This window comes from Actinomadura geliboluensis, from assembly GCF_005889745.1.
Lineage (GTDB): Bacteria > Actinomycetota > Actinomycetes > Streptosporangiales > Streptosporangiaceae > Spirillospora > Spirillospora geliboluensis.
Window position 1 is genome coordinate 1 of record NZ_VCKZ01000086.1, and the last position, 24,229, is coordinate 24,229.

22 protein-coding genes are annotated in these 24,229 nt (G+C 73.8%); 10 read left to right on the forward strand and 12 right to left on the reverse strand.

The window, feature by feature from the left end; translation table 11 throughout:
- Nucleotides 1-133 precede the first annotated feature (133 nt).
- The 3 genes from ETD96_RS14390 (at nt 134) to ETD96_RS14400 (ending at nt 2,918) form a co-directional block, all read left to right on the forward strand.
- Nucleotides 134-490 carry a histone-like nucleoid-structuring protein Lsr2 gene (locus ETD96_RS14390; protein ID WP_138636841.1) on the forward strand — a complete coding sequence of 119 codons (357 nt, stop codon included), beginning with the start codon at nt 134-136 and terminating at the stop codon, nt 488-490.
- Between the two features lie 17 nt (nt 491-507).
- Nucleotides 508-837: a histone-like nucleoid-structuring protein Lsr2 gene (locus tag ETD96_RS14395; protein ID WP_138636842.1), complete on the forward strand. Its 330-nt coding sequence runs from the start codon at nt 508-510 to the stop codon at nt 835-837.
- A 182-nt stretch (nt 838-1,019) separates the two neighbouring features.
- Entirely contained in the window at nt 1,020-2,918 is a 1,899-nt protein-coding gene (locus ETD96_RS14400; protein ID WP_240807642.1) for a CASTOR/POLLUX-related putative ion channel, read from the forward strand.
- On the opposite strand, the gene ETD96_RS14405 is transcribed toward ETD96_RS14400, so the two are convergent.
- Together ETD96_RS14405 and ETD96_RS14410 are read right to left on the reverse strand one after the other, a co-directional pair.
- Nucleotides 2,896-3,930, reverse strand: coding sequence for a hypothetical protein (locus tag ETD96_RS14405; protein WP_138636843.1), 1,035 nt, complete (start codon nt 3,928-3,930; stop codon nt 2,896-2,898). The two genes, ETD96_RS14400 and ETD96_RS14405, sit on opposite strands and share 23 nt — an antisense overlap.
- A 43-nt stretch (nt 3,931-3,973) precedes the next feature.
- Entirely contained in the window at nt 3,974-4,933 is a 960-nt protein-coding gene (locus ETD96_RS14410; RefSeq protein WP_138636844.1) for an MBL fold metallo-hydrolase, read from the reverse strand.
- Nucleotides 4,934-5,087: 154 nt separating this feature from the next.
- Here ETD96_RS14410 and ETD96_RS14415 point away from each other — a divergent pair, with 154 nt between their 5' ends.
- From ETD96_RS14415 to ETD96_RS14430, 4 genes are all read left to right on the forward strand, one after another.
- Nucleotides 5,088-6,467: a hemolysin family protein gene (locus ETD96_RS14415; protein ID WP_240807645.1), complete on the forward strand. Its 1,380-nt coding sequence runs from the start codon at nt 5,088-5,090 to the stop codon at nt 6,465-6,467.
- On the forward strand, nt 6,464-7,483 hold the full coding sequence (locus ETD96_RS14420) for a hemolysin family protein (protein ID WP_138636845.1): 1,020 nt from the start codon (nt 6,464-6,466) through the stop codon (nt 7,481-7,483). Before ETD96_RS14415 ends, ETD96_RS14420 begins: the two co-directional genes overlap by 4 nt.
- A gap of 61 nt (nt 7,484-7,544) precedes the next feature.
- The gene (locus tag ETD96_RS14425; RefSeq protein ID WP_138636846.1) at nt 7,545-7,778 is read left to right on the forward strand and encodes a helix-turn-helix domain-containing protein; all 234 of its coding nucleotides are present in this window, start codon (nt 7,545-7,547) and stop codon (nt 7,776-7,778) included.
- A gap of 3 nt (nt 7,779-7,781) precedes the next feature.
- The gene (locus ETD96_RS14430; protein WP_138636847.1) at nt 7,782-8,327 is read left to right on the forward strand and encodes a Clp protease N-terminal domain-containing protein; all 546 of its coding nucleotides are present in this window, start codon (nt 7,782-7,784) and stop codon (nt 8,325-8,327) included.
- On the opposite strand, the gene ETD96_RS14435 is transcribed toward ETD96_RS14430, so the two are convergent.
- A complete protein-coding gene (locus ETD96_RS14435; protein WP_138636848.1) occupies nt 8,328-8,861 on the reverse strand; it encodes a hypothetical protein in 534 nt (177 codons plus the stop codon).
- A 154-nt stretch (nt 8,862-9,015) separates the two neighbouring features.
- Here ETD96_RS14435 and ETD96_RS14440 point away from each other — a divergent pair, with 154 nt between their 5' ends.
- Nucleotides 9,016-10,191, forward strand: coding sequence for an MFS transporter (locus ETD96_RS14440; protein ID WP_240807647.1), 1,176 nt, complete (start codon nt 9,016-9,018; stop codon nt 10,189-10,191).
- On the opposite strand, the gene ETD96_RS14445 is transcribed toward ETD96_RS14440, so the two are convergent.
- From ETD96_RS14445 to gndA, 4 genes are read right to left on the reverse strand one after another with little or no spacing between them, the layout of a single operon-like run.
- Entirely contained in the window at nt 10,188-11,042 is an 855-nt protein-coding gene (locus ETD96_RS14445) for a carbon-nitrogen hydrolase family protein (RefSeq protein WP_138636849.1), read from the reverse strand. The genes ETD96_RS14440 and ETD96_RS14445 overlap by 4 nt on opposite strands.
- Before the next feature lie 11 nt (nt 11,043-11,053).
- A complete protein-coding gene (locus tag ETD96_RS14450; protein ID WP_138636850.1) occupies nt 11,054-13,564 on the reverse strand; it encodes a DEAD/DEAH box helicase in 2,511 nt (836 codons plus the stop codon).
- A 53-nt stretch (nt 13,565-13,617) separates the two neighbouring features.
- The gene (locus ETD96_RS14455) at nt 13,618-14,214 is read right to left on the reverse strand and encodes an HD domain-containing protein (RefSeq protein ID WP_138636851.1); all 597 of its coding nucleotides are present in this window, start codon (nt 14,212-14,214) and stop codon (nt 13,618-13,620) included.
- 58 nt (nt 14,215-14,272) lie between these two features.
- The gene (gene gndA / locus ETD96_RS14460) at nt 14,273-15,697 is read right to left on the reverse strand and encodes an NADP-dependent phosphogluconate dehydrogenase (RefSeq protein ID WP_138636852.1); all 1,425 of its coding nucleotides are present in this window, start codon (nt 15,695-15,697) and stop codon (nt 14,273-14,275) included.
- 142 nt (nt 15,698-15,839) lie between these two features.
- Between gndA and ETD96_RS14465 the strand changes: the two genes are divergently transcribed.
- Nucleotides 15,840-16,613 (forward strand): HAD family hydrolase, encoded by a 774-nt coding sequence (locus tag ETD96_RS14465; RefSeq protein WP_240807648.1) that lies wholly within the window; start codon nt 15,840-15,842, stop codon nt 16,611-16,613.
- Entirely contained in the window at nt 16,610-19,009 is a 2,400-nt protein-coding gene (locus tag ETD96_RS14470; protein WP_240807650.1) for a glycoside hydrolase family 65 protein, read from the forward strand. The genes ETD96_RS14465 and ETD96_RS14470 overlap by 4 nt, the downstream gene beginning before the upstream one ends.
- On the opposite strand, the gene soxR is transcribed toward ETD96_RS14470, so the two are convergent.
- The 5 genes from soxR to ETD96_RS14495 all read right to left on the reverse strand — a co-directional run bounded on the left by soxR (nt 19,010) and on the right by ETD96_RS14495 (nt 24,200).
- Nucleotides 19,010-19,597: a redox-sensitive transcriptional activator SoxR gene (gene soxR / locus ETD96_RS14475; RefSeq protein ID WP_205719261.1), complete on the reverse strand. Its 588-nt coding sequence runs from the start codon at nt 19,595-19,597 to the stop codon at nt 19,010-19,012. It lies immediately after the preceding gene.
- 52 nt (nt 19,598-19,649) lie between these two features.
- Complete coding sequence (locus ETD96_RS14480) at nt 19,650-20,228, reverse strand: HdeD family acid-resistance protein (RefSeq protein WP_138636854.1); 579 nt, start codon at nt 20,226-20,228, stop codon at nt 19,650-19,652.
- A gap of 127 nt (nt 20,229-20,355) precedes the next feature.
- Nucleotides 20,356-22,173 (reverse strand): phosphoenolpyruvate carboxykinase (GTP), encoded by a 1,818-nt coding sequence (locus ETD96_RS14485; RefSeq protein WP_138636855.1) that lies wholly within the window; start codon nt 22,171-22,173, stop codon nt 20,356-20,358.
- Nucleotides 22,174-22,350: 177 nt separating this feature from the next.
- Nucleotides 22,351-23,394 (reverse strand): ABC transporter ATP-binding protein, encoded by a 1,044-nt coding sequence (locus ETD96_RS14490; RefSeq protein ID WP_138636856.1) that lies wholly within the window; start codon nt 23,392-23,394, stop codon nt 22,351-22,353.
- On the reverse strand, nt 23,391-24,200 hold the full coding sequence (locus tag ETD96_RS14495) for an ABC transporter permease (protein ID WP_138636857.1): 810 nt from the start codon (nt 24,198-24,200) through the stop codon (nt 23,391-23,393). Before ETD96_RS14495 ends, ETD96_RS14490 begins: the two co-directional genes overlap by 4 nt.
- Between the last annotated feature and the right edge of the window lie 29 nt (nt 24,201-24,229).

Genomic DNA, 24,229 nt, shown 5'->3' on the forward strand with positions numbered 1-24,229 from the left:
GCCCCCGCCCGCCGCGCTTCCGTCGTCCTCCTCCCCGTGTCCCATCCATGGCGGGGGCCCGAATCCGCTACGGTCGGGGTCGCCGCGCAGGCGAGGGGCGCCGCGCGGCGAGGGGAAGGAAGACACAGAGCACATGGCCGAGAAGGTCATTCGCGTGGACGACATCGACGGCTCCGAAGGGAGCGATGTCGTAAAGCGAGACTTCGAAGTCTTGGGTCGGACGTTCACGATCGACCTGAGCGATGACAACTACAAGCGGCTGAACGAGATGCTGGACGCCCTCGCGCCCTTCATCGAGAACGCCGCGGAGGTGAAGCCCGCCGGGAAGGGCCGCAAGTCCCGCACCGCGAAGATCAAGGGCTACACGAACGGCGATGTCCGCGAGTGGGCATTGCGTCAGGACATCGAAGTCTCCGAACGTGGCAAGATATCGGATGAGGTCTATGCTGCATTCATCGAGGCACATCCGGACGCGAAGCCGGACGCATAGCTAGAGGGAGTCCCCGCATGGCACAGAAGGTCGAAGTCCTTCTCGTCGACGACATCGACGGTGGAGAGGCTGACGAGACCGTCAGCTTTTCCCTCGATGGGACGTCTTATGAGATCGACCTGAGCAAGAAGAACGCCGCCAAGCTGCGCAACGGCCTGGAGCCGTTCGTGGCCAGCGCCCGCAAGGCGCGCAAGACCACGGGCCGCGCCGGCCGCGGGTCGCGTACCGCGGGCAGCCGCGAACGCTCCGCCGAGATTCGCGAGTGGGCGAAGAACCACGGCATCAAGGTCAATGAGCGGGGCCGTATCCCCGCCAATGTGATCGAGCAGTACGAGGCCGCGCACTAGCGGACCGCGCGCCGGCGGCGTTCCGGCACGGCACGCAGGGGCCGGGGTGGAATTCTCACCACCTCGGCCCCTTGGTTGCGCACCGGGCAAAACGCTATTAGGGGATAATGCCGGTAATAGCACAAGACATCGCAATAGGCTGCCGGCGGGCGACGGCCGGCGGCCGATAGGGGGCGTACCGGTTGGCACCTGTGACGCGACGGGAGCGCATCCGCTACTGGTTCGACCGGACGATGTCGAAGGGGACGCCGGCGCTCATCGGCTGGCTCGGACTGGCCTCGGTGGCGCTGGTGCTCGTGGTGGCGACCGCGGCGGTCGTCATCGCGCCGCGCGACACCGACGAGAACGGCGACTGGCCCGGCATGGTGTGGCGCAGCCTGCTGCGCACGCTCGACCCCGGCACCATGGGCGACGACACCGGCACGGGCCCGTTCCTGGCGCTGATGCTGACCTCCACCGTCGGCGGCATCTTCATCGTCAGCTCGCTCATCGGCGTCCTCACCACCGGCCTCGAAGCCAAGATCGGCGAGCTGCGCAAAGGCCGGTCGCGGATCGTCGAGCACGACCACACCGTGCTGCTCGGCTGGTCCGAGCAGGTCTTCACCATCGTCGCCGAGCTGGTCGAGGCCAACCAGAGCAAGCGCAGGTCGTGCGTGGCGATCCTCGCCGACCGCGACAAGGTCGAGATGGAGGACGCGATCCGCGCCCGGGTCGGCGACCTCGGCCGCACCCGGATCGTGTGCCGCACCGGCAACCCGCTGAAGGTCGCCGACGTGGAGCTGGTCAGCCCCGGCACCGCGCGGTCCATCCTCATCGTCACCCCGGAGGTCGCGGACGCCGACACCCGCGTCATCAAGGTGCTGCTGACGCTCGGCGCCCGCACCTGGGGGCGGCACCGCCCGCACGTCGTCGCCGCCGTGCACGACTCGGCGAACCTGCCGGCCGCCCGGCTCGCCGGCGGCGAGCGCGCGCACGTCATCGACGCCGACGACGTCGCGATCCGGCTCATCGTGCAGTCGCACCGCCAGTCCGGCCTGTCCCAGGTCTGCACCGAGCTGCTGGACTTCGCCGGCCACGAGTTCTACATGCGGCCCGAGCCGGCCCTCGCCGGCGTCCCGTTCGGGGAGTCGCTGTCGGCCTACGACCTCGGCGTCCCCGCCGGGCTGCGGCGCGCCGACGGGACCGTGCTGCTCAACCCGCCGATGGACACCGTGATCCGCGCCGACGACGAGGTCATCGTGCTGGCCGAGGACGACTTGCTGATCAGGCTCGCCGGCGGCCCGCCGCCGCCGGTCCGGGAGGAGGCGATCAGCACGGCCGTCGCGCGGGACCCGGTGCCCGAGCGGACGCTGATGCTCGGCTGGAACCACCGCGCCCCGAAGATCATCGAGCTGCTGGACGAGTTCCTCGCGCCCGGTTCGGAGCTGGTCGTCGCGGCGCCGCGCGAGGACCCGACCGGGCAGCTGGCCGAGCCCGCCAACCTCAAGGTCGGCTTCGTCCGGGCCGAGCCGACCGAGCGCCCGTCGCTGGAGTCCCTCGACGTCGGCGGGTACCAGAAGGTCATCGTGCTGTCGGACGCGGGCCACGACCCCGACACCGCCGACGCCCGCACCCTCGTCACCCTGCTGCACCTGCGCGACATGGAGGACGCCCTGGGCGACCCCGGCACCCCCGGCGGCGACCCGTTCGCGATCGTCAGCGAGATCAACGACGACGCCAACCGCGAGATCGCGCAGGTCACGAAGGCCGACGACTTCGTGGTCAGCGAGAAGCTGATAAGCCTGATGCTGACCCAGCTGAGCGAGAACCGGCACCTGTACGACGTGTTCGTCGACCTGCTCGACCCGGCCGGCTCGGAGATCTACCTCAAGCCCGCCTGCGACTACCTGGTGCCGGGCGCGGCGGCCGACTTCGCGACGCTGATCGAGTCGGCGCGGCGGCGCGGCGAGGTCGCGCTCGGCTACCGGCTGACCGCGCGGTTCCACGAGCCGCCCGGCTACGGCGTGGTGCTCAACCCGGACAAGACGGCCCCGCTCACCCTGGCCGCCGACGACCGCGTCATCGTGCTCGCGGAGAACTGACCCCGGCGCCCCCGGCGGGCGGGACCGGGCCGCGGCCGGCGCGCACCGCGCCGGGGCCGTCCGCGCGCAGCGCCCGCTCGGCGCGCCGGGCGTCCGCGGCCATGCCGCGGACCTCCGCCGACGCCAGCTCGTCCGCGGCGGTGCCGGCGAGCAGGTCCCGGTAGCGGGCGTTCTGCGCCGGCAGGCCGCGCAGCACCAGCGCCTCGTGGTAGGCGTCGTCGGCCTCGGCGGCGCGGCGCGCGTAGTCCTCCAGCGCCTCGATCCGCCCGGTGACCGAGCGCACCGACAGGTCCAGGGCGCGGTCCTGCGGCTCCAGCAGCGCCCGGACGCCCGGCGAGAGCCGCCCGGGCTCCTGGGCGCGGCGCTCGCGGCGCAGCCGGGTGTGCTCGGCGAGGGCGTCCGCGATGGCCCATTCCTGCCTCGGCAGGACGACCGCGTTGTTGATGTCGTCCAGCAGCCCGGCGCCGTTCGCCCGCGACCCGAGGACGGCGTCGACCGCCCGCTGGGCGCGGACGAGCAGCCCCGCGGCGGGCCGGTCGAAGTCGGCGGGCAGCAGATAGGAGCCGTGGTGCTCGCGGGCGGCGCGGGCGGCGGGCGGCTCCCCCAGGTGCCGCAGCGCCCCGGCGACCCAGCCGGCGAAGCTGACGCCGGCGAGGACGGCGGCGGCCTGCACCTGGCCGAGCAGCAGCAGGACGACCTGCAGCGCCGGCGTGAGCATCATGGCGAGGACGGGCAGCCGCCCCCACCGCCCCGCGCGGCCGAGCAACTCGCCGTCGTCGGGCGCGTCGAGGAAGCACAGCCGCAGCCAGCCGCCCGGCAGCACGCCGTAGAAGACGGCGAACGCCGGGATCCACACCAGCCGCGCCACGACCGCGGCCGCGGTCAGCCGCGGCGGCGGGGGCGCGGGCAGGCTCGCCGGGACGAGCCGGTCGGGCGCCGCGGCGAGCAGCGCGCGGGCCTCGGTGCCGAGGGCCGGGTCGAACACCGGGCGGGGGCGGGCTTCTCCGGTCATCGTCACTTCCCTCCCTGCTGTCCCGGGATCCGGACGGCCCCGGCTAGTCCTGCAGCTCCGCCCAGACCTCGCGGTCGCGTTCCGGCGTCCAGATGCGGGGGCGCTCGACGCCGTCCATCTCGTCCCAGAGCCGGGCGACGTCGAAGGGCAGGCAGTGCTCGAAGATCGGCCAGTGGCCGTAGGCGGGCGCGAGGGCGGCGCGGACCGCGGTGAAGGCGTCCTTGCGGGTGCCGCCGCCCCGCCGGACCCGGCCGACCTCGTCGAGCATCACGGCGAGGAAGTCGCGGGTCTGCGCGACCGCGGCGCGGGCGGCGTCCCGGCCGTGCGCGACGGCGCCGCGCCCGCCGACGAGGGTCTCGGCGCCGAAGGAGTCGACGTGGTCGAGGGTGCCGGCCGCCCACTCGCGGTGGAAGGCGTCGCCAGTGTAGAGCGCCGCCTGCGTCTCGACGAGGTCGCCGGCGAACAGGATCCGGTGCCGGGGCAGCCACGCGACGATGTCGCCCTCGGTGTGCCCGCGCCCGCAGTAGGCGAGGTCGAGGTCGCCGCGGCCGCCGCCGAGGTCGATGGTCAGGGTGCCGGTGAACGTCACGGACGGCCAGGTGAGGCCGGGGATGCCGTCCGGGTCCTTGAACAGCCGGGGCATCCGGCCGAGTTCGGAGGCCCAGTCCTGCTTGCCGCGCTCGGCGATCAGCGCGCGGGTCAGGTCGTGCGCGATGACCACCGGGGCGCCGAACGCGCTGGCGCCGAGCGTGCGGACGGCGTGGTAGTGCGACAGCACCAGGTAGCGGACGGGCTTGTCGGTGTGCTCGCGCAGCACCGCGAGCCAGTCGCGGGCGGCGGCCGGCGTGGCGAGCGCCTCGAAGCAGACCAGGAAGTCCTCGCCCTCGACGGCACCGACGTTCGGGTCCCCCTCGGCGGTCAGCGCGTACACCCCGTCGGCCAGGACCTCCAGCGTCGGGGTCTTGTCGCCCAGGTCTGCGGACGACGCGAACGGTCTGGGCATCGGCCCCCCTCGCACTCGTGGCCCCGGCTCGCGCCCCGCGGGCCGGTTCCGCCCGTGCACGGGTTCATTCCATGCAGAGGTTCATTCCACGCAGAGCGGTCGATAACCGTCCGGGAATCGGGAGAGACGGCGTCCCGCCGGGGTAGGGAAGATCGTGGACGACGGGCGCCGGACGGCGGCGCGGCGGAGGGAGGGCCGGGTGAACGGCGCGCTCGGGCTGCTGGCGGTGCTCCTGCTGACGGCCGCGACCGGCTACTTCGTGGCGCAGGAGTTCGCGTTCGTCACCGCCGACCGGCCCGTCCTCGCCCAGCGGGCGGCCGAGGGCGACCGGGCGTCGGCGCGGGCGCTGCGGGTGATGGGGCGGCTGTCGTTCATGCTCTCCGGGGCGCAGCTCGGCATCACGGTGACGGCGCTGGTCGTCGGGTTCATCGCCAAGCCCGCGCTGGCCGACCTGCTCGCCCCGGCGCTGCGCGCGGCGGGGGTGCCGGACGCGGCCGTCGGCGGCGTCGCGGTGGCGGTCGGCTTCGCGTTCGCCACCGTGATCCAGATGGTGCTCGGCGAGCTGTTCCCCAAGAACTTCGCGCTGGCGCGGGCGGAGCCGCTGGCCCGCGCGCTCGCCGCGTCCACCCTCGTGTACCTGGCGGCGGCGGGCCCGCTGATCAGGCTGTTCGACGCGTCGGCGAACCGGCTCGTCCGCGCGGTCGGCATCGAGCCGGTGGAGGAGCTGCACCACGGCGCGACGCTGGAGGAGCTCGGCCACATCATCGGCGAGTCCGGGGAGCAGCTCCCGGCGGGGCAGGTCGACCTGCTGGAGCGGGCCCTGGTCTTCTCCGACCGCGACGCCGAGGAGGTCATGGTGCCGCGGGTCGACGTGGTGACCGTGCAGGCGTCCGCGCGCGCCGCCGAGCTGAGCGACATCGTCTCGGCGAGCGGGCACACCCGGTACCCCGTCCTCGGCGAGGGCGTCGACGACGTGGTCGGCGTCGTCGGGCTGGCGGAGCTGATCACGCTCGGCACGCGGGAGGCCGCGCGGGTCCGGGTCGCGGAGATCGCGCGGCCGCCGGTGCTGCTGCCGTCCTCGCTGCCGCTGCCGGAGGTGGTGCTCCGGCTGCAGGGCGCGGCCGAGCCGATGGCCTGCGTGGTGGACGAGTACGGCGGCTTCGCCGGCATCGTCACCTGGGAGGACGTCGCCGAGGAGCTGGTCGGGGAGATCGCCGACGAGAACGAGCCGGGCGAGGAGCTGGCGATCCGGACCGGCGAGTGGTGGACGACCGACGCCGGGCTGCGGATCGACGAGGTCGCCCACGAGACCGGCATCGCGCTGCCGGAGGGCGACTACGAGACCGTGGCGGGGCTGCTGCTGAAGCGGCTCGGCCGGGTGGCGCGGCCCGGCGACGTGGTGCGGGTGGACATCCCGCCGACCCGGCTGGACGAGCCGCCCCGCACCGCGGTCGTCGAGGTGCTGACGGTCCACCGGCACGTGCCCGAGCTGATCCGCGTCCGCACCGTCGAGACCGCCGGGGAGGACCGGTGAACCTCGCGCTGGGCGCGCCGGTCACGCTGGCGCTGCTGGCCGGCAACGGCTTCTTCGTCGCCACGGAGTTCGCGCTGGTGGCGGCGCGGCGGCCGCGGCTGGAGCGGGCCGCCGCGCGCGGCGGGCGGGCGGCGGGCGCCGCGGTCGCGGGGATCGACGAGCTGTCGCTGACGCTCGCGGGCGCGCAGCTCGGCATCACGATGTGCTCGCTCGGCCTCGGCCTGGTGTCCGAGCCGGTGTTCGCGGGGGCGCTGACCCCGCTGTTCCACACCGCGGGCCTGCCGGGGGGCGCCGCGCACGCGGTCGCGTTCGTGCTGGCCCTGGCGCTGGTGACGTTCCTGCACATGGTCGTCGGCGAGATGGCGCCGAAGTCGTGGGCGATCGCCGACCCGGAGCGCTCCGCGACCGTGCTGGGGCTGCCGTTCCGCGCGTTCGCGACCGTCGCGCGCCCGCTGCTGGCGGCGCTGAACGGCGCGACGAACCTGCTGCTGCGCGCGGTGGGCGTCCGGCCCGCGGAATCGCGGGAGGTGTCGCGCACGCCGGAGCAGCTGCGCAGCATCGCGGAGGAGTCGCGGCGGCTCGGGCTGATCGCGGAGGGCGAGCTGACCCTGCTCACGACCGCGCTGGACGCGCCGCGCGTGCCGCTGGCCGGGCTCGTGGTGCCGGTCTCCGACATCGTGTCGGTGCCGGCGGCCGCGTCCCCGCAGGAGGTCGTGGACACCGCCGCCCGCAGCGGCCACACGCGCCTCATGCTGCGCGATCCGGACCGGCCGGGCGCCGCCCGCATGGTGCACGTCCGCGACGCCTACCTGGCCCGCGCGCGGGGCGCGGCGACGCCGGCCGGGCGGCTGGCGCACCCTGTCCCGGCGATGCCGGTCGGGACGCCGGTCGGGGAGGCCGTCGCGATCCTGAAGTCCCACCACAGCCACCTCGGCCTGGCGGTGGCCCCGGACGGCGGCATCGCGGGCCTGGTCAGCCTGGACGACCTGCTCACCACGCTGCTGACCGTCCGCTGAACCATCGCCGGGCCGTCAACATCGGTTGACACAGTCCGCGATGTCAACCTACATTGACGCCATGAGCGATGGAGTGACGCTCGCCCAGGAGGCGAGCAGCCGGGACCCGGCGGTGGGCCTGCGGGCCGTGCGGGCGCTGCGCGAGCTGGCCGAGCGGCTGGAGGCGCTGCAGGTCGCCAGCGCCCGCGAGCAGGGGTGGTCCTGGCAGGAGATCGCGGTCTGCCTCGGCGTGAGCCGGCAGGCCGTCCACAAGAAGCACGGCGGCGGGCGCCGCCTTCTCAAGAAGGAGCAGTGAGGGATGTTCGAGCGTTTCACCGACGGCGCGCGGGCGGCGGTCACCGGCGCCCAGGCGCAGGCGCGGGCCCTCGGCGCGCCCTTCATCGGCACCGAGCACCTGCTGCTGGCGATCGCCGACGGCGGTGACGCCATGGCGCGCCTGCTGGACGGGCACGGGCTCACGGCGGAAGGTCTGCGCGCCCGCCTCGCCGGTACGAGCCGGTCCCCACTGGACGCCGACGCGCTGAAGAGCATCGGCATCGACCTGGACGCCGTCCGCGCGGCGACGGAGGCGAGCTTCGGCGCGGGCGCGCTGGACTCCCCCGCCGGGGCCCGGTGCGGCGAGAAGGGCCATCTCCGGTTCACCCCGAGGGCCAAGAAGTCGCTGGAGCTGAGCCTGCGGCACGCGATCCGGCTCAAGCAGAAGCGCATCGAGAGCGGGCACATCCTGCTCGGCGTGCTGCACGACAAGGAGTTCATGGCCGCACGGCTGGTCACCGGGGCGGGCGTGGACGTCGGTGAACTGCGCGCCGGCGTCGAGCGCGCGCTCGCCTCCCGGGCCGCCTGATCAGCCGCCGAGGCGGCCAGAGAGGGCGGCGACGCAGGCGGCCCTGCGAGTTGGATCGTCCGGGAAGCGGCGGCGGCACTCGGCGGCGACCCAGGACGGTGTGGCCGGGCGCGCGGTGCGCGGCTTGCGCGCCTTGGGCCTCGGGTGCCGCACGGGCGGGCGGGGACGCGCCTTCCGGGGCGCCGGGCGCGGTGCGGCGGAACGCGGGCGCGCCCGCTTCGGGACGGCCCGCCCGCCGGGCGCCCGCTCGCGTTCCCGGTCGGTGGTGGTCGCCGGGCCGGGCGCCGGCGCCTGCGGAGGCGCCGAAGCCGGGGGCGGAGGCGAAGGCGGCGGCGGTGTGGCGGCGTCCGGCACGACCGTGCGGGCCGGGGACACCGGTTCCGTCCAGGAGCCGACCGCGAAGAAGCCCGCCCCCATGGCGAGCGCGGCGACGGCGACGGGCAGCCACGGCGTCCGGAGCACCCGGCGCCGCACCGGCGGGCTCGGCTCGGCCCGGGTGAACCCGGCGGGCGGGAGGCTGGAGGAGAGGCGCACCCTCCGATGGTCACGCTGAGCAGTCGTCCGGACACGGAGAATCGCCCCGACCGTTGCCAGCTTGATACACACTCCGGCCCCGCACGTGGTCATCGCGTGACCCGGGGCCGTCCGGCAGGGCACGCCGGGCGAGGCCCCTGCTAATTTCTTGGACGTGCCCAACGCTCCCGGCCGGCGGATGGGGCCGCTGTACGCGGCCGGGTTCACCACCGCGTTCGGGGCGCACGGGATCGCCGCCAACCTGGGCGGCTTCTCCGACGACGCCGTCACCTCCCTGCTCGTGCTCGGCGGGCTGCTGGCGCTGTACGACGGCGCGGAGGTGGTCCTCAAGCCGCTGTTCGGAACCCTCGCCGACCGGGTCGGCGCCCGCCCGGTGCTGCTCGGCGGCCTCGTCGCCTTCGCGGCCGCGTCCACGCTGTACGCGGTGGCCGGCAGCCCCGGATGGCTGTGGGCGGCGCGCCTCGGCCAGGGCGCGGCGGCCTCGGCCTTCTCCCCCGCGGCCTCGGCGCTCGTGGCCCGGCTCAACCCGGACGCCAAGCTCGGGAGGGCGTTCGGGAGCTACGGCTTCTACAAGTCGATCGGCTACACCCTCGGCCCGCTCCTCGGCGGGGTGCTGGTGTGGGCCGGCGGCCTGCGGCTGCTGTTCGCGACCCTGGCGGTGCTGGGCGCCGCCGTCGCGGTGTGGGCCGCGCTCGCCGTCCCCGCCGTGCCGCCGCTGCCGAGGGCCCGGCAGACCGTCCTCGACCTCGCGCGGCGGCTGGCCGACCCCGCGTTCCTCGGCCCGACCGCCGCCCTCGCCGCCGCGACCGCCGCGCTGTCGGCAGGCGTCGGGTTCCTGCCGGTGTCCGGCCGGGCCGCCGGGCTCGGCAGCATCGCCACCGGCGCCGCGGTGTCGGTCCTCGCGGCGTGCGCGGCGGTCGTCCAGCCCTGGACCGGGCGCGCCCTCGACGCGATGCGCGTGAGCGCCCGCACCGGCGTCCTCGCCGGGCTGGCGGTCACCGCGGCCGGGCTGGGGTGCGCCGCGCTGCCCGGCCTGCCCGGCGTCCTCGCGGCCGCGGTGCTGGTCGGCGCGGGCACCGGGCTCATCACCCCGCTGGGGTTCGCCGCGCTCGCCGCCCGCACGCCCTCCGCGCGCATGGGCCAGACCATGGGCGCCGCCGAACTCGGCCGCGAACTCGGCGACGCCGGCGGGCCGCTGCTCGTGGGGGGCGTCGCCACCGCGGCCGCCCTCGCCTACGGCTACGCCGCGCTCGCCGCCCTGCTCGCCCTCGGTGCGGTCATCGCCCTCCTCGCCGCCGCACCGCGGCCGGCCCGGCGTGACCGCGGCTAGCCGGCCTGGACGACCGTGAAGCGGCGCAGCGCGAGTGCCGGGTTCTTGGCCCGGACGGCGGCGATCCGCTCCGCCGAGACCTCGCCGGACACGACGCCCGGGTCCTCCCCCAGCCCGGCCGCGACCACGCCCATCGGGTCGGCGATCATGCTGTTGCCGGCGCCCATCGGGGCGCATTGGCCGGCGGCGGCGACGTAGACGGTGTTCTCGATCGCGCGGGCCCGGACCAGCGTCCGCCAGTGGTCCTCCTTCAGCGGCCCCGGCACCCAGGCCGCCGGCAGCGCCAGGACGTCGGCGCCCGCGTCCACGATCCGCCGCGTCACCTCGGGGAACCGGACGTCGTAGCAGGTCTGCATGCCGAACGTGACGCCGTCCACGGCGAACGTCTCCGGCTCGCCGATGTCGCCCGGCCGGACCAGCGCCGACTCCTCGTACCCGAACGCGTCGTACAGGTGCAGCTTGCGGTACTCGGCCACGACGTCCCCGCCGGGGCCGACGGCGACGAGCGTGTTGGAGAAGCGGGGCGCCGGGCGGAGCTCGTCCGTTGACTCGCGGTGGGCGGGGACCGGAGGACGGCCGGGGTCGTCCAGCCGCTCGTTCACGCCCGCGACCAGGTGCACGCCGTACCGCCGCGCCAGCGCGCCGAGCCCGGTCGTGAACGGGCCGTCCAGCGGCTCGGCGGAGTCGACGAACCGGCCGTCCAGCTTCGGCGCCGTGAACATGGCGAACTCGGGGAACACCACGACCTTCGCGCCGCGCCCGGCCGCCTCGGCGGCCAGCCCGCCGATCGCCGCGAGGTTCTCGTCCTTGTTGACGCCGGGCGCGAACTGCGCCACCGCCACCTGCACCATCGCTGCCTCCCCTACATCCGGTCGACGCCGGTCACCCGGATCACGGCCTCGCCCTCCTGGTCGGAGCCCGCGAGGTCGACCTCGGCGCTGATGCCCCAGTCGTGATGCCCCTCCGGGTCGTCGAACACCTGCCGGACCCGCCACAGCGCGTCCTCCGGCACCTCCTCGATCCGCAGCAGCTTCGGGCCGCGCGCGTCGGCGCCGGTGAGCAGCTCGTCGTGCTCGGCGAAGTAGCCGTCCATGGCGTCGGCCCACGCGTCCGCGCCGAAGTCGGGGTCGAGGTCGCCGAGCTCGCCGTACCGCTCCAGCGCCGCCAGCTCCACCCGCCGGAACAGCGCGTTGCGGACCAGCACGCGGAACGCCCGCGCGTTCGCGGTCACCTTCGTGACCCGCTCCTCGATCGGCTGCTCCAGGTCACCCTCGTCGGCGGGGTTCGCGAGCTGCTCCCACTCGTCGAGCAGGCTGGAGTCGACCTGCCGGACCAGCTCGCCGAGCCACTCGATCAGGTCGATCAGGTCGTCGCTCTTGATCGACTCCGGGACGGTCTGCTGCAGCGCCTTGTACGCCCCCGACAGGTACCGCAGCACCAGGCCCTCGGCCCGCGCCAGCTCGTAGAACCCGATGTACTCGGTGAACGTCATCGCGCGCTCGTACATGTCGCGGACGACCGACTTCGGGCGCAGCGGATGGTCGCCGACCCACGGGTGCCCGGCCCGGTAGATCTCGTAGGCGGCGTCGAGCTCGTCCTCCAGCGGCTTCGGGTGGTCGACGTCCTGGAGCAGCTCCATCCGCTCCTCGTACTCGATGCCCTCGGCCTTCATCTCCTGGACGGCCTCGCCCCGCGCCCTGTTGACCTGCGCCGCGAGGATCTGCCGCGGGTCGTCCAGCGTCGCCTCGATCACCGACAGCACGTCCAGGGCGTAGGACGGCGACGCCGGGTCGAGCACCTCGAACGCGGCCAGCGCGAACGTCGACAGCGCCTGGTTGAGCGCGAAGTCCTCCTGGAGGTCCACCGTGACGCGCGCGTACCGGCCGAGGTCGTCGGGCTCGGGCAGCACCTCCACGACCCCGCCCGCGAGCAGCGACCGGTAGATCGCGATGGCCCGCGAGATGTGCCGCCGGCGCGCCGCCGGCTCCTCGTGGTTGTCGGTCAGCAGCCGCTTCATCGCCTGGAACGCGTTGCCCGGCCGCGCGATCACCGACAGCAGCATCGCGTGGCTGACCTGGAACCGGGACCGGAGCATCTCCGGCTCGGCCTCCTGCAGCTTGGCGAAGACGTCCTCGTCCCAGCCGACGAACCCCTCGGGCGGCTTCTTGCGCTGCACCTTCCGCCGCTTCTTCGGGTCGTCGCCCGCCTTGGCGAGGGCCTTCTCGTTCTCGACGACGTGCTCGGGCGCCTGCGCGACGACGAACCCGACCGTGTCGAACCCGGCGCGCCCCGCCCGCCCGGCGATCTGGTGGAACTCCCGCGCCCGCAGCCGCCGCACGCGGTGCCCGTCGTACTTGCTCAGCGCGGTGAACACCACGGTCCGGATCGGGACGTTCACCCCGACGCCGAGGGTGTCGGTGCCGCAGATGACCTTCAGCAGCCCGGCCTGCGCGAGCCGCTCCACCAGCCGCCGGTACTTCGGCAGCATCCCGGCGTGGTGCACCCCGATCCCGTGCCGGACGAACCGCGACAGGTTCCGCCCGAACTTGGTGGTGAACCGGAAGTTGCCGATCAGCTCCGCGATCCGCGCCTTCTCCGCCTTGGTGCACACGTTGATGCTCATCAGCGCCTGCGCCCGCTCGATCGCCGCGGCCTGCGTGAAGTGCACCAGGTAGATCGGCGCCTTCTGCTCGGCGAGCAGTTCCTCGATCGTCTCGTGCAGCGGCGTCACCCGGTAGTCGTAGATCAGCGGGACGGGCCGCTCCGCCGAGGTGACCAGCGCCGTCGGCCGGCCCGTCCGCCGGGTGAGGTCCTTCTGGAAGAACGTGACGTCGCCCAGCGTCGCCGACATCAGCAGGAACTGCGCCTGCGGCAGCTCCAGCAGCGGGATCTGCCACGCCCAGCCCCGCTCGGGCTCGGCGTAGAAGTGGAACTCGTCCATCACCACCACGCCGATGTCGGCGTCGGCGCCGTCCCTCAGCGCGATGTTGGCCAGCACCTCGGCCGTGCAGCACACGATCGGCGCGTCGGCGTTCACGCTGGCGTCGCCGGTCATCATCCCGACGTTCTCGCGGCCGAACATCTCGCACAGGTCGAAGAACTTCTCCGAGACCAGCGCCTTGATCGGCGCGGTGTAGAACCCGACCTGCTCCTTGCCGAGCGCGGCGAACAGCGCCCCCGCCGCGACCAGGCTCTTGCCCGACCCGGTCGGGGTCGACAGGATCACGTTGGCGCCGGACACCACCTCGATGAGCGCCTCCTCCTGCGCCGGGTACAGGGTGATCCCGCGCCCCGACACCCACCGCTCGAACGCCTCGAAGAGCGAATCGGCGTCGGTCTCGTTTCCGGAGGGAAGCTCATCGATAAGGCTCACCCCTCCATCCTGCCCCCGATCGCCCACTGCCCGTGCCGGTGGGCGTCCCGCGCTCACACCAGCGCGTGGCCGTACGCGGCCGCCAGGGGCTTGAGATCGGGTTCGCCGTACAGCGCGCGCATCTCCTGGAAGACCTGCTCCTTGCCCGCGCCGAACCGCCGCACATGGACGGCATAGGTGTCGGCCGACACGAAGACCGGCGGATTGGTCTTGCTGTGGAACTTGTCGGCGTACATCACGAGCCGCTCCTCGCCGGTCTGCGCGACGTAGTCGCCCGGCGGCAGCGGGAGCGCCTGCCGCTCGATGTCGTCGCGGGTCAGCCCCATGCCGGTGTGGCAGGAGCAGAACCGGCAGATCACCTCGGGGAAGCCCTCGTCGCGCAGCAGCCCGTGCCCGAGCACCCCGTGCCGGACGTACCCCTTGAAGTCGATCTCCCCCGCGGCGTCGTAGAGCCGGTACACCCCGATGTCGTGCAGCAGGCACCCGGCGCGCACCAGGTCCGCGTCGACGTCGAACCGGCCGTCGGCCATGATGCGCTCGGCGATCTCGCACACGATCGCGCAGTGCGTCCAGACCAGCTCGAACGCCTCCCGCCCCGGCGCGCACCGCTCGTGCAGCGCCCGGATCTCCGCGTCACTCGGAACCCGCATCCCGCAAGCCTAGATCGGCTCGCGCGCCGGGCCGGGCGCGCGAGCCGGGAAGCGGGGATCAGGCCGAGGTCTCGGTGCGGTCGCCGCCCCAGAGGGTGTGGAACGAACCGTCCCGGTCGACGCGGCGGTAGGTGTGGGCGCCGAAGAAGTCGCGCTGGCCCTGGGTGAGCGCGGCCGGCAGCCGGTCGGCGCGCAGCGAGTCGTAGTAGGCGAGGGCCGTGGAGAAGCCGGGCGCCGGGATGCCGAGGCGGGCGGAGGTGGCGACGACGTCGCGCCAGGCGTCCTGCGCGTCGCCGACGGCCGCGGCGAAGTGGTCGTCGGTCAGCAGCGTCGGCGTGTGCGGGTCGGCCTCGTAGGCGGCGCGGATGCGGTCCAGGAACTCGGCCCGGATGATGCAGCCGCCGCGCCAGATGGTGGCCATCGCGCCGAGGTCGATGTCCCAGCCGTACTCGGCGCTGCCCGCCTGGATCTCGTGGAAGCCCTGCGCGTACGCGACGATCTTGGACGCGTAGAGCGCCTTCTCGACCGCGTCGGCGAAGCCGGCGCCGGCTCCGCCCGTGCGGGACGGGCCCGGCAGCCCCTGCGCGGCCTCGCGGAGGGCGGCGTGGCCGGAGACGGAGCGGGCGAACACGGCCTCGGCGATGCCGCCGACCGGGACGCCGAGGTCGAGCGCCGTCTGCACGGTCCAGCGCCCGGTGCCCTTCTGCTCGGCCTGGTCCAGCACGACGTCGACGAACGGGCGGCCGGTGGACGCGTCGGTGTGCGCGAGGACCTCGGCGGTGATCTCGATGAGGTAGGAGTCGAGGCGGCCGGCGTTCCAGGTGCGGAAGACCTCGGCGATCTCGGCGGGCGCGAGCCCGGCGGCGTGCCGGAGCAGGTCGTAGGACTCGGCGATCAGCTGCATGTCGGCGTACTCGATGCCGTTGTGCACCATCTTCACGAAGTGGCCGGCGCCGTCCGGGCCGACGTGGGTGCAGCAGGGCGTGCCGTCCACCTTGGCGGAGATGTCCTCCAGCAGGGGGCCGAGCGCGGCGTAGGACTCGGCGGAGCCGCCCGGCATGATGCTCGGGCCGTGCAGCGCGCCCTCCTCGCCGCCGGAGATGCCGGTGCCGACGAAGTGCAGGCCGCGCTCGCGGAGGGCGGCCTCGCGGCGGCGGGTGTCGAGGAAGTTGGCGTTGCCGCCGTCCACGATCATGTCGCCGGGCTCCAGCAGCTGCGCGAACTCGTCGATCACCGCGTCGGTCGGGGCGCCCGCCTTCACCATGATCACCAGCCGCCGGGGCCGCTCCAGCGACGCGACGAACTGCTCGGGCGTGTCGGCGGGCAGGAACGTCCCCTCGCCGCCGAACTCCTCGACGAGCGCCTTGGTCCGGCTCGGCGTGCGGTTGTGGACGGCGACGGCGTGCCCGTGCCGGGCGAGGTTGCGGGCCAGGTTCCGGCCCATCACCGCCAGTCCGGTGACCCCTATTCGCGCCTTCTGCATTGGCTCACTCCTCCTCGTGTGCGACCCTGACCGAGGGGTTGTACGCGGGGCATGATCCCTCTGTTCGAGTGCCGGACCGGTGTGCCCGGGCTCGGCGCGGGAACGGGTCGCGCGGTACAGATCATGGTCAACCTTCACTTCGATGGTGACATTCCAGGGGGTGCGGATGCTGGGACTGCCGGACGAGGCGGCGGCGTGTCTCTTCGATCTCGACGGGGTGCTGACCCGGACGGCGTCCGTCCACGCCGCGGCGTGGAAGGAGATGTTCGACGGCTACTTGCGGGAACGTTCCGAACGGACGGGCGAGCCCTTCACCGAGTTCGACCCGGTGCACGACTACGGCCGGTACGTCGACGGCAAGAAGCGCGAGGACGGGACGCGTTCGTTCCTGGAGTCGCGGGGCATCACCCTCCCGGAGGGCGATCCCGGCGACCCGCCGGAGAAGGAGACGGTCCGCGGCCTGGGCAACCGCAAGAACGCGCTGGTGCTGAAGCTGATCGAGGAGAAGGGCGTCGAGACGTTCGACGGGTCGATCGACTACGTCCGCGCGGCGCGCAAGGCCGGGCTGAGGACGGCGGTGGTGTCGTCGAGCGCCAACACCGTCCAGGTGCTGGCGACGGTCGGGATCGCCGACCTGTTCGACGCGCGGGTGGACGGCGTCGTCGCCGCCGAGCGGCACCTGCCCGGCAAGCCCGCCCCCGACATGTTCCTCGCGGGCGCGCGGGAGCTGGGCGTCGAGGCGGCGCGGGCGGTGGTGTTCGAGGACGCGCTCGCGGGCGTGCAGGCGGGCCGGGCCGGCGGGTTCGCCTACGTGGTGGGAGTCAACCGGGTCGGCGACGCGCACGCGAAGGCGCTGGCCGAGCACGGCGCCGACGTGGTGGTCGACGACCTCTCCGAGCTGCTGGAGGGCGAGTGACGGAGCTGAAGGGGCAGAGCGCCGCCGACCGGCCGGTGTTCATGGTGGAGCCGTGGTGCGTGCGCGAACCGGAGCTCCGGCTGGACCGGCTGGCCCAGGGCGAGTCGGTGTTCGCGCTGTCCAACGGCCATCTCGGCATGCGCGCCAACCTCGACGAGGGCGAGCCGCACGGGCTGCCGGGCACGTACCTGAACTCGTTCTACGAGCAGCGGCCGCTGCCGCACGCCGAGACCGCCTACGGGTACCCGGAGTCGGGGCAGACGGTCATCAACGTCACCAACGGCAAGGTGATCCGGCTGCTGGTGGACGACGAGCCGCTCGACGTGCGCTACGGCCGCGTCCACCACCACGAGCGGGTGCTGGACATGCGCGAGGGCACGCTGACCCGGCAGGTGGAGTGGACGTCCCCCGCCGACAAGACGATCCGGGTCACCTCGGTGCGGCTGGTGTCGCTGACGCAGCGGGCGATCGCGGCGATCTGCTACGAGGTCGAGCCGGTGGACGGCTCGGTGCGGGTGGTCGCCCAGTCGGAGCTGGTGGCCAACGAGGCGCTGCCCGGCGGCGGCAAGGACCCGCGAGCCTCGGCGATCCTGGACAGCCCCCTCGTCAGCGAGGAGCACTTCGCCAACGGCACGAAGGTGCTGCTGCTGCACCGGACGCGGCGCAGCGGGCTGCGGATGGGCGCCGGCATGTCGCACGACATCGAGGGCCCGGAGTCGATGCGGGTGGAGACCGAGAGCGCGCCCGACGTGGGCCGGCTGACGGTCGCGACCCGGCTGGAGCCGGGGCAGAAGCTGCGCATCGTCAAGTACATCGCCTACGGCTGGTCGAGCCGCCGGTCCCGGCCCGCGCTGCACGACCAGGTGGTCGGGGCGCTGGCGGGCGCGCGGCAGACCGGCTGGGAGGGCCTGCTCGCCGAGCAGCGCGCCTATCTCGACGCGTTCTGGGAGGGCGCGGACGTCGAGATCGAGGGCGACGCGGAGATCCAGCAGGCGGTCCGGTTCGGACTGTTCCACATCCTTCAGGCGGGGGCGCGCGCAGAGCGCCGCATGATCCCGGCCAAGGGGCTGACGGGCCCGGGCTACGACGGGCACGCGTTCTGGGACACCGAGACGTTCGTGCTGCCCGTGCTGACCTACACCTCCCCCAGCGCGGCGGCCGACGCGCTGGCCTGGCGGCACATGACGCTGCCGCTGGCCTGCGAGCGCGCCCGGCAGCTCGGCCTGGACGGCGCGACGTTCCCGTGGCGGACGATCCGCGGCCAGGAGTGCTCGGGCTACTGGCCCGCCGGGACGGCGGCGTTCCATATCAACGCCGACATCTCCGACGCGATCGTCCGGTACGTGGACGCGACGCGGGACGAGCAGTTCGAGCGGGAGATCGGCCTCGACATCCTGGTGCAGACGGCGCGGCTGTGGCGCAGCCTCGGCCACCACGACGTCGGCGGCGTGTTCCGCATCGACGGCGTCACCGGCCCGGACGAGTACAGCGCGATCGTCGACAACAACGTCTACACCAACCTGATGGCGCGCCGGAACCTGCAGGAGGCCGCCGAGATGGCGATGCGCCATCCGGACGTGGCCGACCGGCTCGGGGTGAACGCCGAGGAGGCCGCGTCGTGGCGGGACGCGGCGGCGGCCATGCTGATCCCCTACGACGAGCGGCTCGGCGTCCACCCGCAGAGCGAGAGCTTCACCAACCACGCCCGGTGGGACTTCGCGTCCACCAAGCCCGACCACTACCCGCTGCTGCTGAACTACCCGTACTTCGACCTGTACCGCAAGCAGGTCGTCAAGCAGGCCGACCTCGTGCTGGCCCTGCACCTGTGCGGGGAGGCGTTCACCGACGAGCAGAAGGAGCGCGACTTCTGCTACTACGAGGGGCTCACCGTCCGCGACTCCTCGCTGTCGGCGCAGACGCAGGCCGTCGTCGCGGCGGAGGTCGGGCAGCTGGAGCTGGCGCACGACTACCTCGGCGAGACCGCCCTGATGGACCTGCACGACCTGAACCGCAACACCCGCGACGGGCTGCACATCGCCTCGATGGCGGGGGCGTGGAGCGGTCTCGTCGCCGGGTTCGGCGGGATGCGGGCCGGCAAGGGCGAGCTGAAGTTCGCGCCGCGGCTGCCGGGCGGGATCAGCCGGCTGACGTTCCGGATGCGCTACCGCGGCAATCTGATCAAGGTCGGGGTGACCGCGGAGGAGGCCCGCTACGAGCTGCTGGACGGCCCGGGCCTGCCGCTGTTGCACCACGGCGAGCGGTTCACGCTGGGCGACGACGCGGTGGAGCTGCCGATCGAGCTGATCCCGGCGCGCCCGGCGCCGACCCAGCCGGCCGGCCGCGAGCCGGCGCCGCGCCGGTTCGACCCGCACGTCCGGGCCCAGCGCCGCCGCTAGCTAGCGGGCGGCCGGGTCGCTCTCCGGGGCGCAGGGCGCCGCGCACTCCGGCGGCGGCCCGTCCGGCGCGCTCTCCGCCGCGCCCGAGGGTGCGGCGGGGCCCGGGGCGTCGGCGGCGGCGGTGCGCCCGGCGAGGAGCCGGCGCGGCCCCGGCCCCTCGTCGCCGAGCCGGTCGTAGGGGTTGGCGAGGGCGCACTTCTTCAGCGACAGGCAGCCGCAGCCGATGCAGTCGGTGAGGTCGTCGCGGAGCCGTTCGAGCTGCCGGATGCGGGCGTCGAGGTCGCCGCGCCACAGCTCGGAGAGCCGCGCCCAGTCGGCGACGGTCGGGGTGCGCTCCTCGGGGAGGGTGGCGAGCGCGTCGCGGATGTCGCCGAGCGGGATCCCGACGCGCTGCGAGACCTTGATGAACGAGACCCGGCGGAGCGTGTCGCGGCTGAACCGGCGCTGGTTGCCGGCCGTCCGGCGGCTGCTGATCAGGCCCTTGGACTCGTAGAAGTGCAGCGCCGAGACGGCCACGCCGCTCCGTTCGGCGAGCTGCCCGACGGTCAGTTCGTACACCCGGTGCTCCAGCCGCGTCATGGCCCGCATCCTATGCGGCCTCGACCGCGGTCCAGCTGCCCGGCCGGGACGGGCCCGCCGGTCAGCGCGGGTAGGGGGCGCCGCGCGCCCCGCCCATCCGCTCGGCCGTCCGGCCCAGCTGCCGGAGCCGGAACGCGGCGCCGAGCAGGGCGGCGCCCGACAGGATCGCGAGGAGCCCGATCAGCCAGACCACCGCGATCGCGCCGGAGACCGGCCAGGCGAACAGCAGGATGCCGAACAGCAGCGAGATCGCCCCGGTCAGCACGTACGCCCATTCGCCGCGCAGCTCCCGGCGCAGCGCCACCGCGACGATGATCTCCAGCAGGCCGGTCGCGACCGCCCACGCGGCGATCAGCATCAGCAGGACGAACGCGGTGATGCCCGGCCACACCAGCGCGGCGATGCCGAGCGCGATCCCGGCGACCCCGGACACCGCCAGCAGGCCGCGCGGGCCGCCGGTGGTGCCGCGGAACGCCTGCGTCACCGCGACGACGCCGTCCGCCAGCGCGTACGCGCCGAACAGCAACACCAGCGCGAACACGGTGATGCCGGGCCAGACCAGCGCGACGATGCCGAACAGGATCGCGAACGCGCCGCGCACCGCCAGCACCCACCAGTGGCGCGTCATGAGGTCGAACATGCGGGGCCTCCCGGGTCGGACTTCTCCCAGTGCTAGCCCCTGCACGGTCCCGGCAGCGCCAAGGCCGGGCGCGGACTGCGTAAAGTCCGCGACCGGCCCCGGCGTCAGGCGGGTGCCGTGCGGCGGGTCAGTGCTCCAGGCGGCGCACCAGGTCGTTGTACTCGTCCCACAGCGGCTGCGGCAGGTGGTCGCCGAACTTTTCGAAGAACTCCGGCACGAGCGCGGCCTCCTGCTTCCACACCTCGGTGTCGACCGACAGGAGCGTCTCCAGGTCGGCGTCGTCGATGGTGAGGCCGTCGGTGTCGAGCGCCTCCCGGGTCGGCAGGTGGCCGATCGGGGACTTGGCGGCGTCGGCCTTGCCGTTGAGCCGCTCGACGATCCACTTCAGCACGCGGCTGTTCTCGCCGAAGCCGGGCCAGATGAACTTGCCGTCGGCGTTCTTGCGGAACCAGTTGACGTAGTAGATCCGGGGCAGCTTCTCCGGGTCGGTGGCCTTGCCGATGTCGAGCCAGTGGCCGAAGTAGTCGCCCATGTTGTAGCCGCAGAACGGCAGCATGGCGAACGGGTCGCGGCGCAGCTCGCCGACGGCGCCCTCGGCGGCGGCGGTCTTCTCGGACGCGATGTTGGCGCCGAGGAACACGCCCTGCTGCCAGTCGAAGGACTCGGTGACGAGCGGGACGGCGGAGGCGCGCCGGCCGCCGAACAGGATCGCCGAGATCGGGACGCCCTTCGGGTCCTCCCACTCGTCGGCGATGATCGGGCACTGCCCGGCCGGGGTGGTGAAGCGGGCGTTCGGGTGGGCGGCCGGGGTCTGCGACTCCGGCGTCCAGTCGTTGCCCTTCCAGTCGGTGAGGTGCGCGGGCGGCTCGTCGGTGAGGCCCTCCCACCACACGTCGCCGTCGTCGGTGAGCGCGACGTTGGTGAAGATGCTGTTGCCCCACAGGGTCTTCACGGCGTTGGCGTTGGTGCTCTCGCCGGTGCCGGGCGCGACGCCGAAGAAGCCGGCCTCCGGGTTGATCGCGTAGAGCCGGCCGTCGTCGCCGAACCGCATCCAGGCGATGTCGTCGCCGATGGTCTCGACCTTCCAGCCGGGGATGGTCGGCTCCAGCATGGCGAGGTTGGTCTTGCCGCACGCGGACGGGAACGCGGCGGCGACGTAGCGGGTCTCGCCGGTGGGCGGGGTCAGCTTCAGGACGAGCATGTGCTCGGCCATCCAGCCCTCGTCGCGGGCCATCGTGGAGGCGATGCGCAGCGCGTAGCACTTCTTGCCCAGCAGGGCGTTGCCGCCGTAGCCGGACCCGTACGACCAGATCTCCCGGGTCTCGGGGAAGTGGGTGATGTACTTGGTGGAGTTGCAGGGCCACTTGACGTCCGCCTGGCCGGGCTCCAGCGGCGCGCCGACCGAGTGGACGGCCTTGACGAAGGAGCCGCGCTCCTCGATGAGCCGCAGCGCGCCCGCGCCCATCCGCGTCATGATCTTCATCGACACGGCGACGTAGGCGGAGTCGGTGATCTCGACGCCGAGCTGGGAGATGCTGCCGCCGAGGGGGCCCATGCAGAAGGGCACCACGTACATGGTGCGGCCCTTCATGCAGCCGTCGAAGAGCCCGTTCAGGGTCTCCTTCATCTCGCCGGGCGCGATCCAGTTGTTGGTGGGACCGGCGTCCTCCTCCTTCTCGGAGCAGATGAACGTGCGGTCCTCGACGCGGGCGACGTCGGTGGGGTCGGACGCGGCGTGGAAGCTGTTCGGCCGTTTGGCCGGGTCGAGGCGGGTCAGCGTGCCCTGTTCGACGAGGAGGCCGGTGAGCCGCTCCCACTCCTCGTCCGAGCCGTCGCACCACTCGACGCGGTCCGGCCTGGTCAGCTCGGCGATCCCGCGCACCCACTCAATCAGTTCGGTGTGGCCGGTTGGGGCCTGGTCGAGGCCGGGGACCTGGATGGACACGGGCTACTCCTTCAGCTGTTCGCAGGATCTTTGCATGATGAACAAGACCCGACGTTTTTGCCATTTGGTCTGGACCAATCACGTCCGCTTTTGCGGGGCTATGCCCGCTTTGTGATTGTTCTCACGCGAAACCGGACGTGATGCCCGCCACCTCCCCGGACGTCCCCGCGAGCCGCCTCAAGCTGGGTAAACGTGGGTCTCCGTGGCCTTGACAGCGGCCCACACCGCCGTCCCCTCCGACAATTCGAGTTCCGCGACGGCGGCCGGAGTCACGTCCGCGACGGCGTCGAAAGGCGGCCCGGACAGGCGCACCCGGACCCGGTCCCCGTGCCGTTCGACGGCGGCCACGCGGGCGCGCCACAGGTTGCGGGGGCTGCCGTCCGGACGCGTCCGGTACAGCGCCACCGAGGACGGCGCGAAGGCTATGAAGACCTCACCGCCGGGAGAGTCCACCGTGTCCAGGGTCGCGCCGCCGTCGCCGATCGCGACCGTCCCGCCCTCGGCCCGTCCCCGGTACAGGTTCAGCCCCACGAGCCGGGCCACGTAGTCGGTGCGGGGACGGCGCGCGACGTCCGCCGGCGCGCCCTCCTGGACGAGCCTGCCGCCCTCGACCACCGCGATCCGGTCGGCCAGCACCATCGCGTCCAGCGGGTCGTGGGTGACGAGCACCGCCGCGCCCGCGAACCCCGCGAGGTGGCGGCGCAGCGCGGCCCGGATCTCCAGCCGCGTGTGGGCGTCGAGGGCGGCGAGCGGCTCGTCCAGCAGGAGCAGGCCCGGGTCGACGGCCAGCGCGCGGGCGAGCGCGACCCGCTGCGCCTGCCCGCCCGACAGCGCGCGCGGGCGTGCCTGCGCGTACTCCGCCAGCCCCACCCGCTCCAGCCAGCCGGCGGCGATCCGCCGCGCGGCGCGGCGGCCGAGGCCCCGGCAGCGCGGCCCGAACGCGACGTTCTCCAGCACCGTGAGGTGCGGGAACAGCAGGTAGTCCTGGAAGACCATGCCGATGCGGCGGCGGTCCGGAGGCAGCGGGCGCAGGTCCTCGCCGTCCACCCGGACGTGCCCGCCCGCCATCGGGACGAGCCCCGCCAGCGCCCGCAGCGCGGTGCTCTTCCCGGCGCCGTTCGGGCCGAGCAGCGCCACGACCTCACCGGGCGCGGCGGCGAGCGGCAGATCGAGGTCGAACGCCGCGCGCCGCACCACCAGCCGCGCGTCCAGCCCCCTCACGTGGACCCCACCCAGCGGTCCCGCAGCGCCGCCAGGACGATCACCGACACCGCCAGCAGGACGAGGCTGAGCACGATCGCGGCCTGCGGATCGGTCTCCAGCGCGAGGTAGACGGCGAGCGGCATCGTCTGCGTCCGGCCCGGGAAGTTGCCCGCGAAGGTGATCGTCGCGCCGAACTCCCCCAGCGCCCGCGCCCAGCACAGCACCGCGCCCGCCGCCACGCCGGGCGCGACGAGCGGCAGGGTGACCCGGCGGAACACCGTCCAGCGGCCGGCGCCGAGCGTGGCGGCGGCCTCCTCGTAGCGCAGGTCGGCGGCGCGCAGCGCGCCCTCCACGCTGATCACCAGGAACGGCATCGCGACGAACGTCTCGGCCAGCACGACGCCGGCGGTGGTGAACGGGAACGTGATCCCGAACGCGTCGTCCAGCCACCCGCCGACCAGGCCGCGCCGCCCGAGGACGAGCAGCAGCGCGACGCCGCCGACGACCGGCGGCAGCACCAGCGGCACCGTCACCAGCGCGCGGACGAGCCGGACGCCGGGGAACCGGACGCGGGCCAGCGTCCAGGCCAGCGGGACCCCGAGCACCACGCACAGGCAGGTGGCGAGGGTGGCGCTGAGCAGCGACAGGCGCAGCGCGTCCAGCACCTGCGGCTGCGCGAGCCGGGTGCCGAGCGTCGACCAGGGCGCGCGGACGAGCAGCCCGAGCAGCGGCAGCACCAGGAACGCCAGCCCGGCGAGCGCGGGCAGCAGCAGGACCCACGGCGGCCGTCCCGGCAGCCGGTCGGCCTCCCCCGCCGGCCTCACGGCGCCTCGAAGCCCGCCCCGGCCAGTGC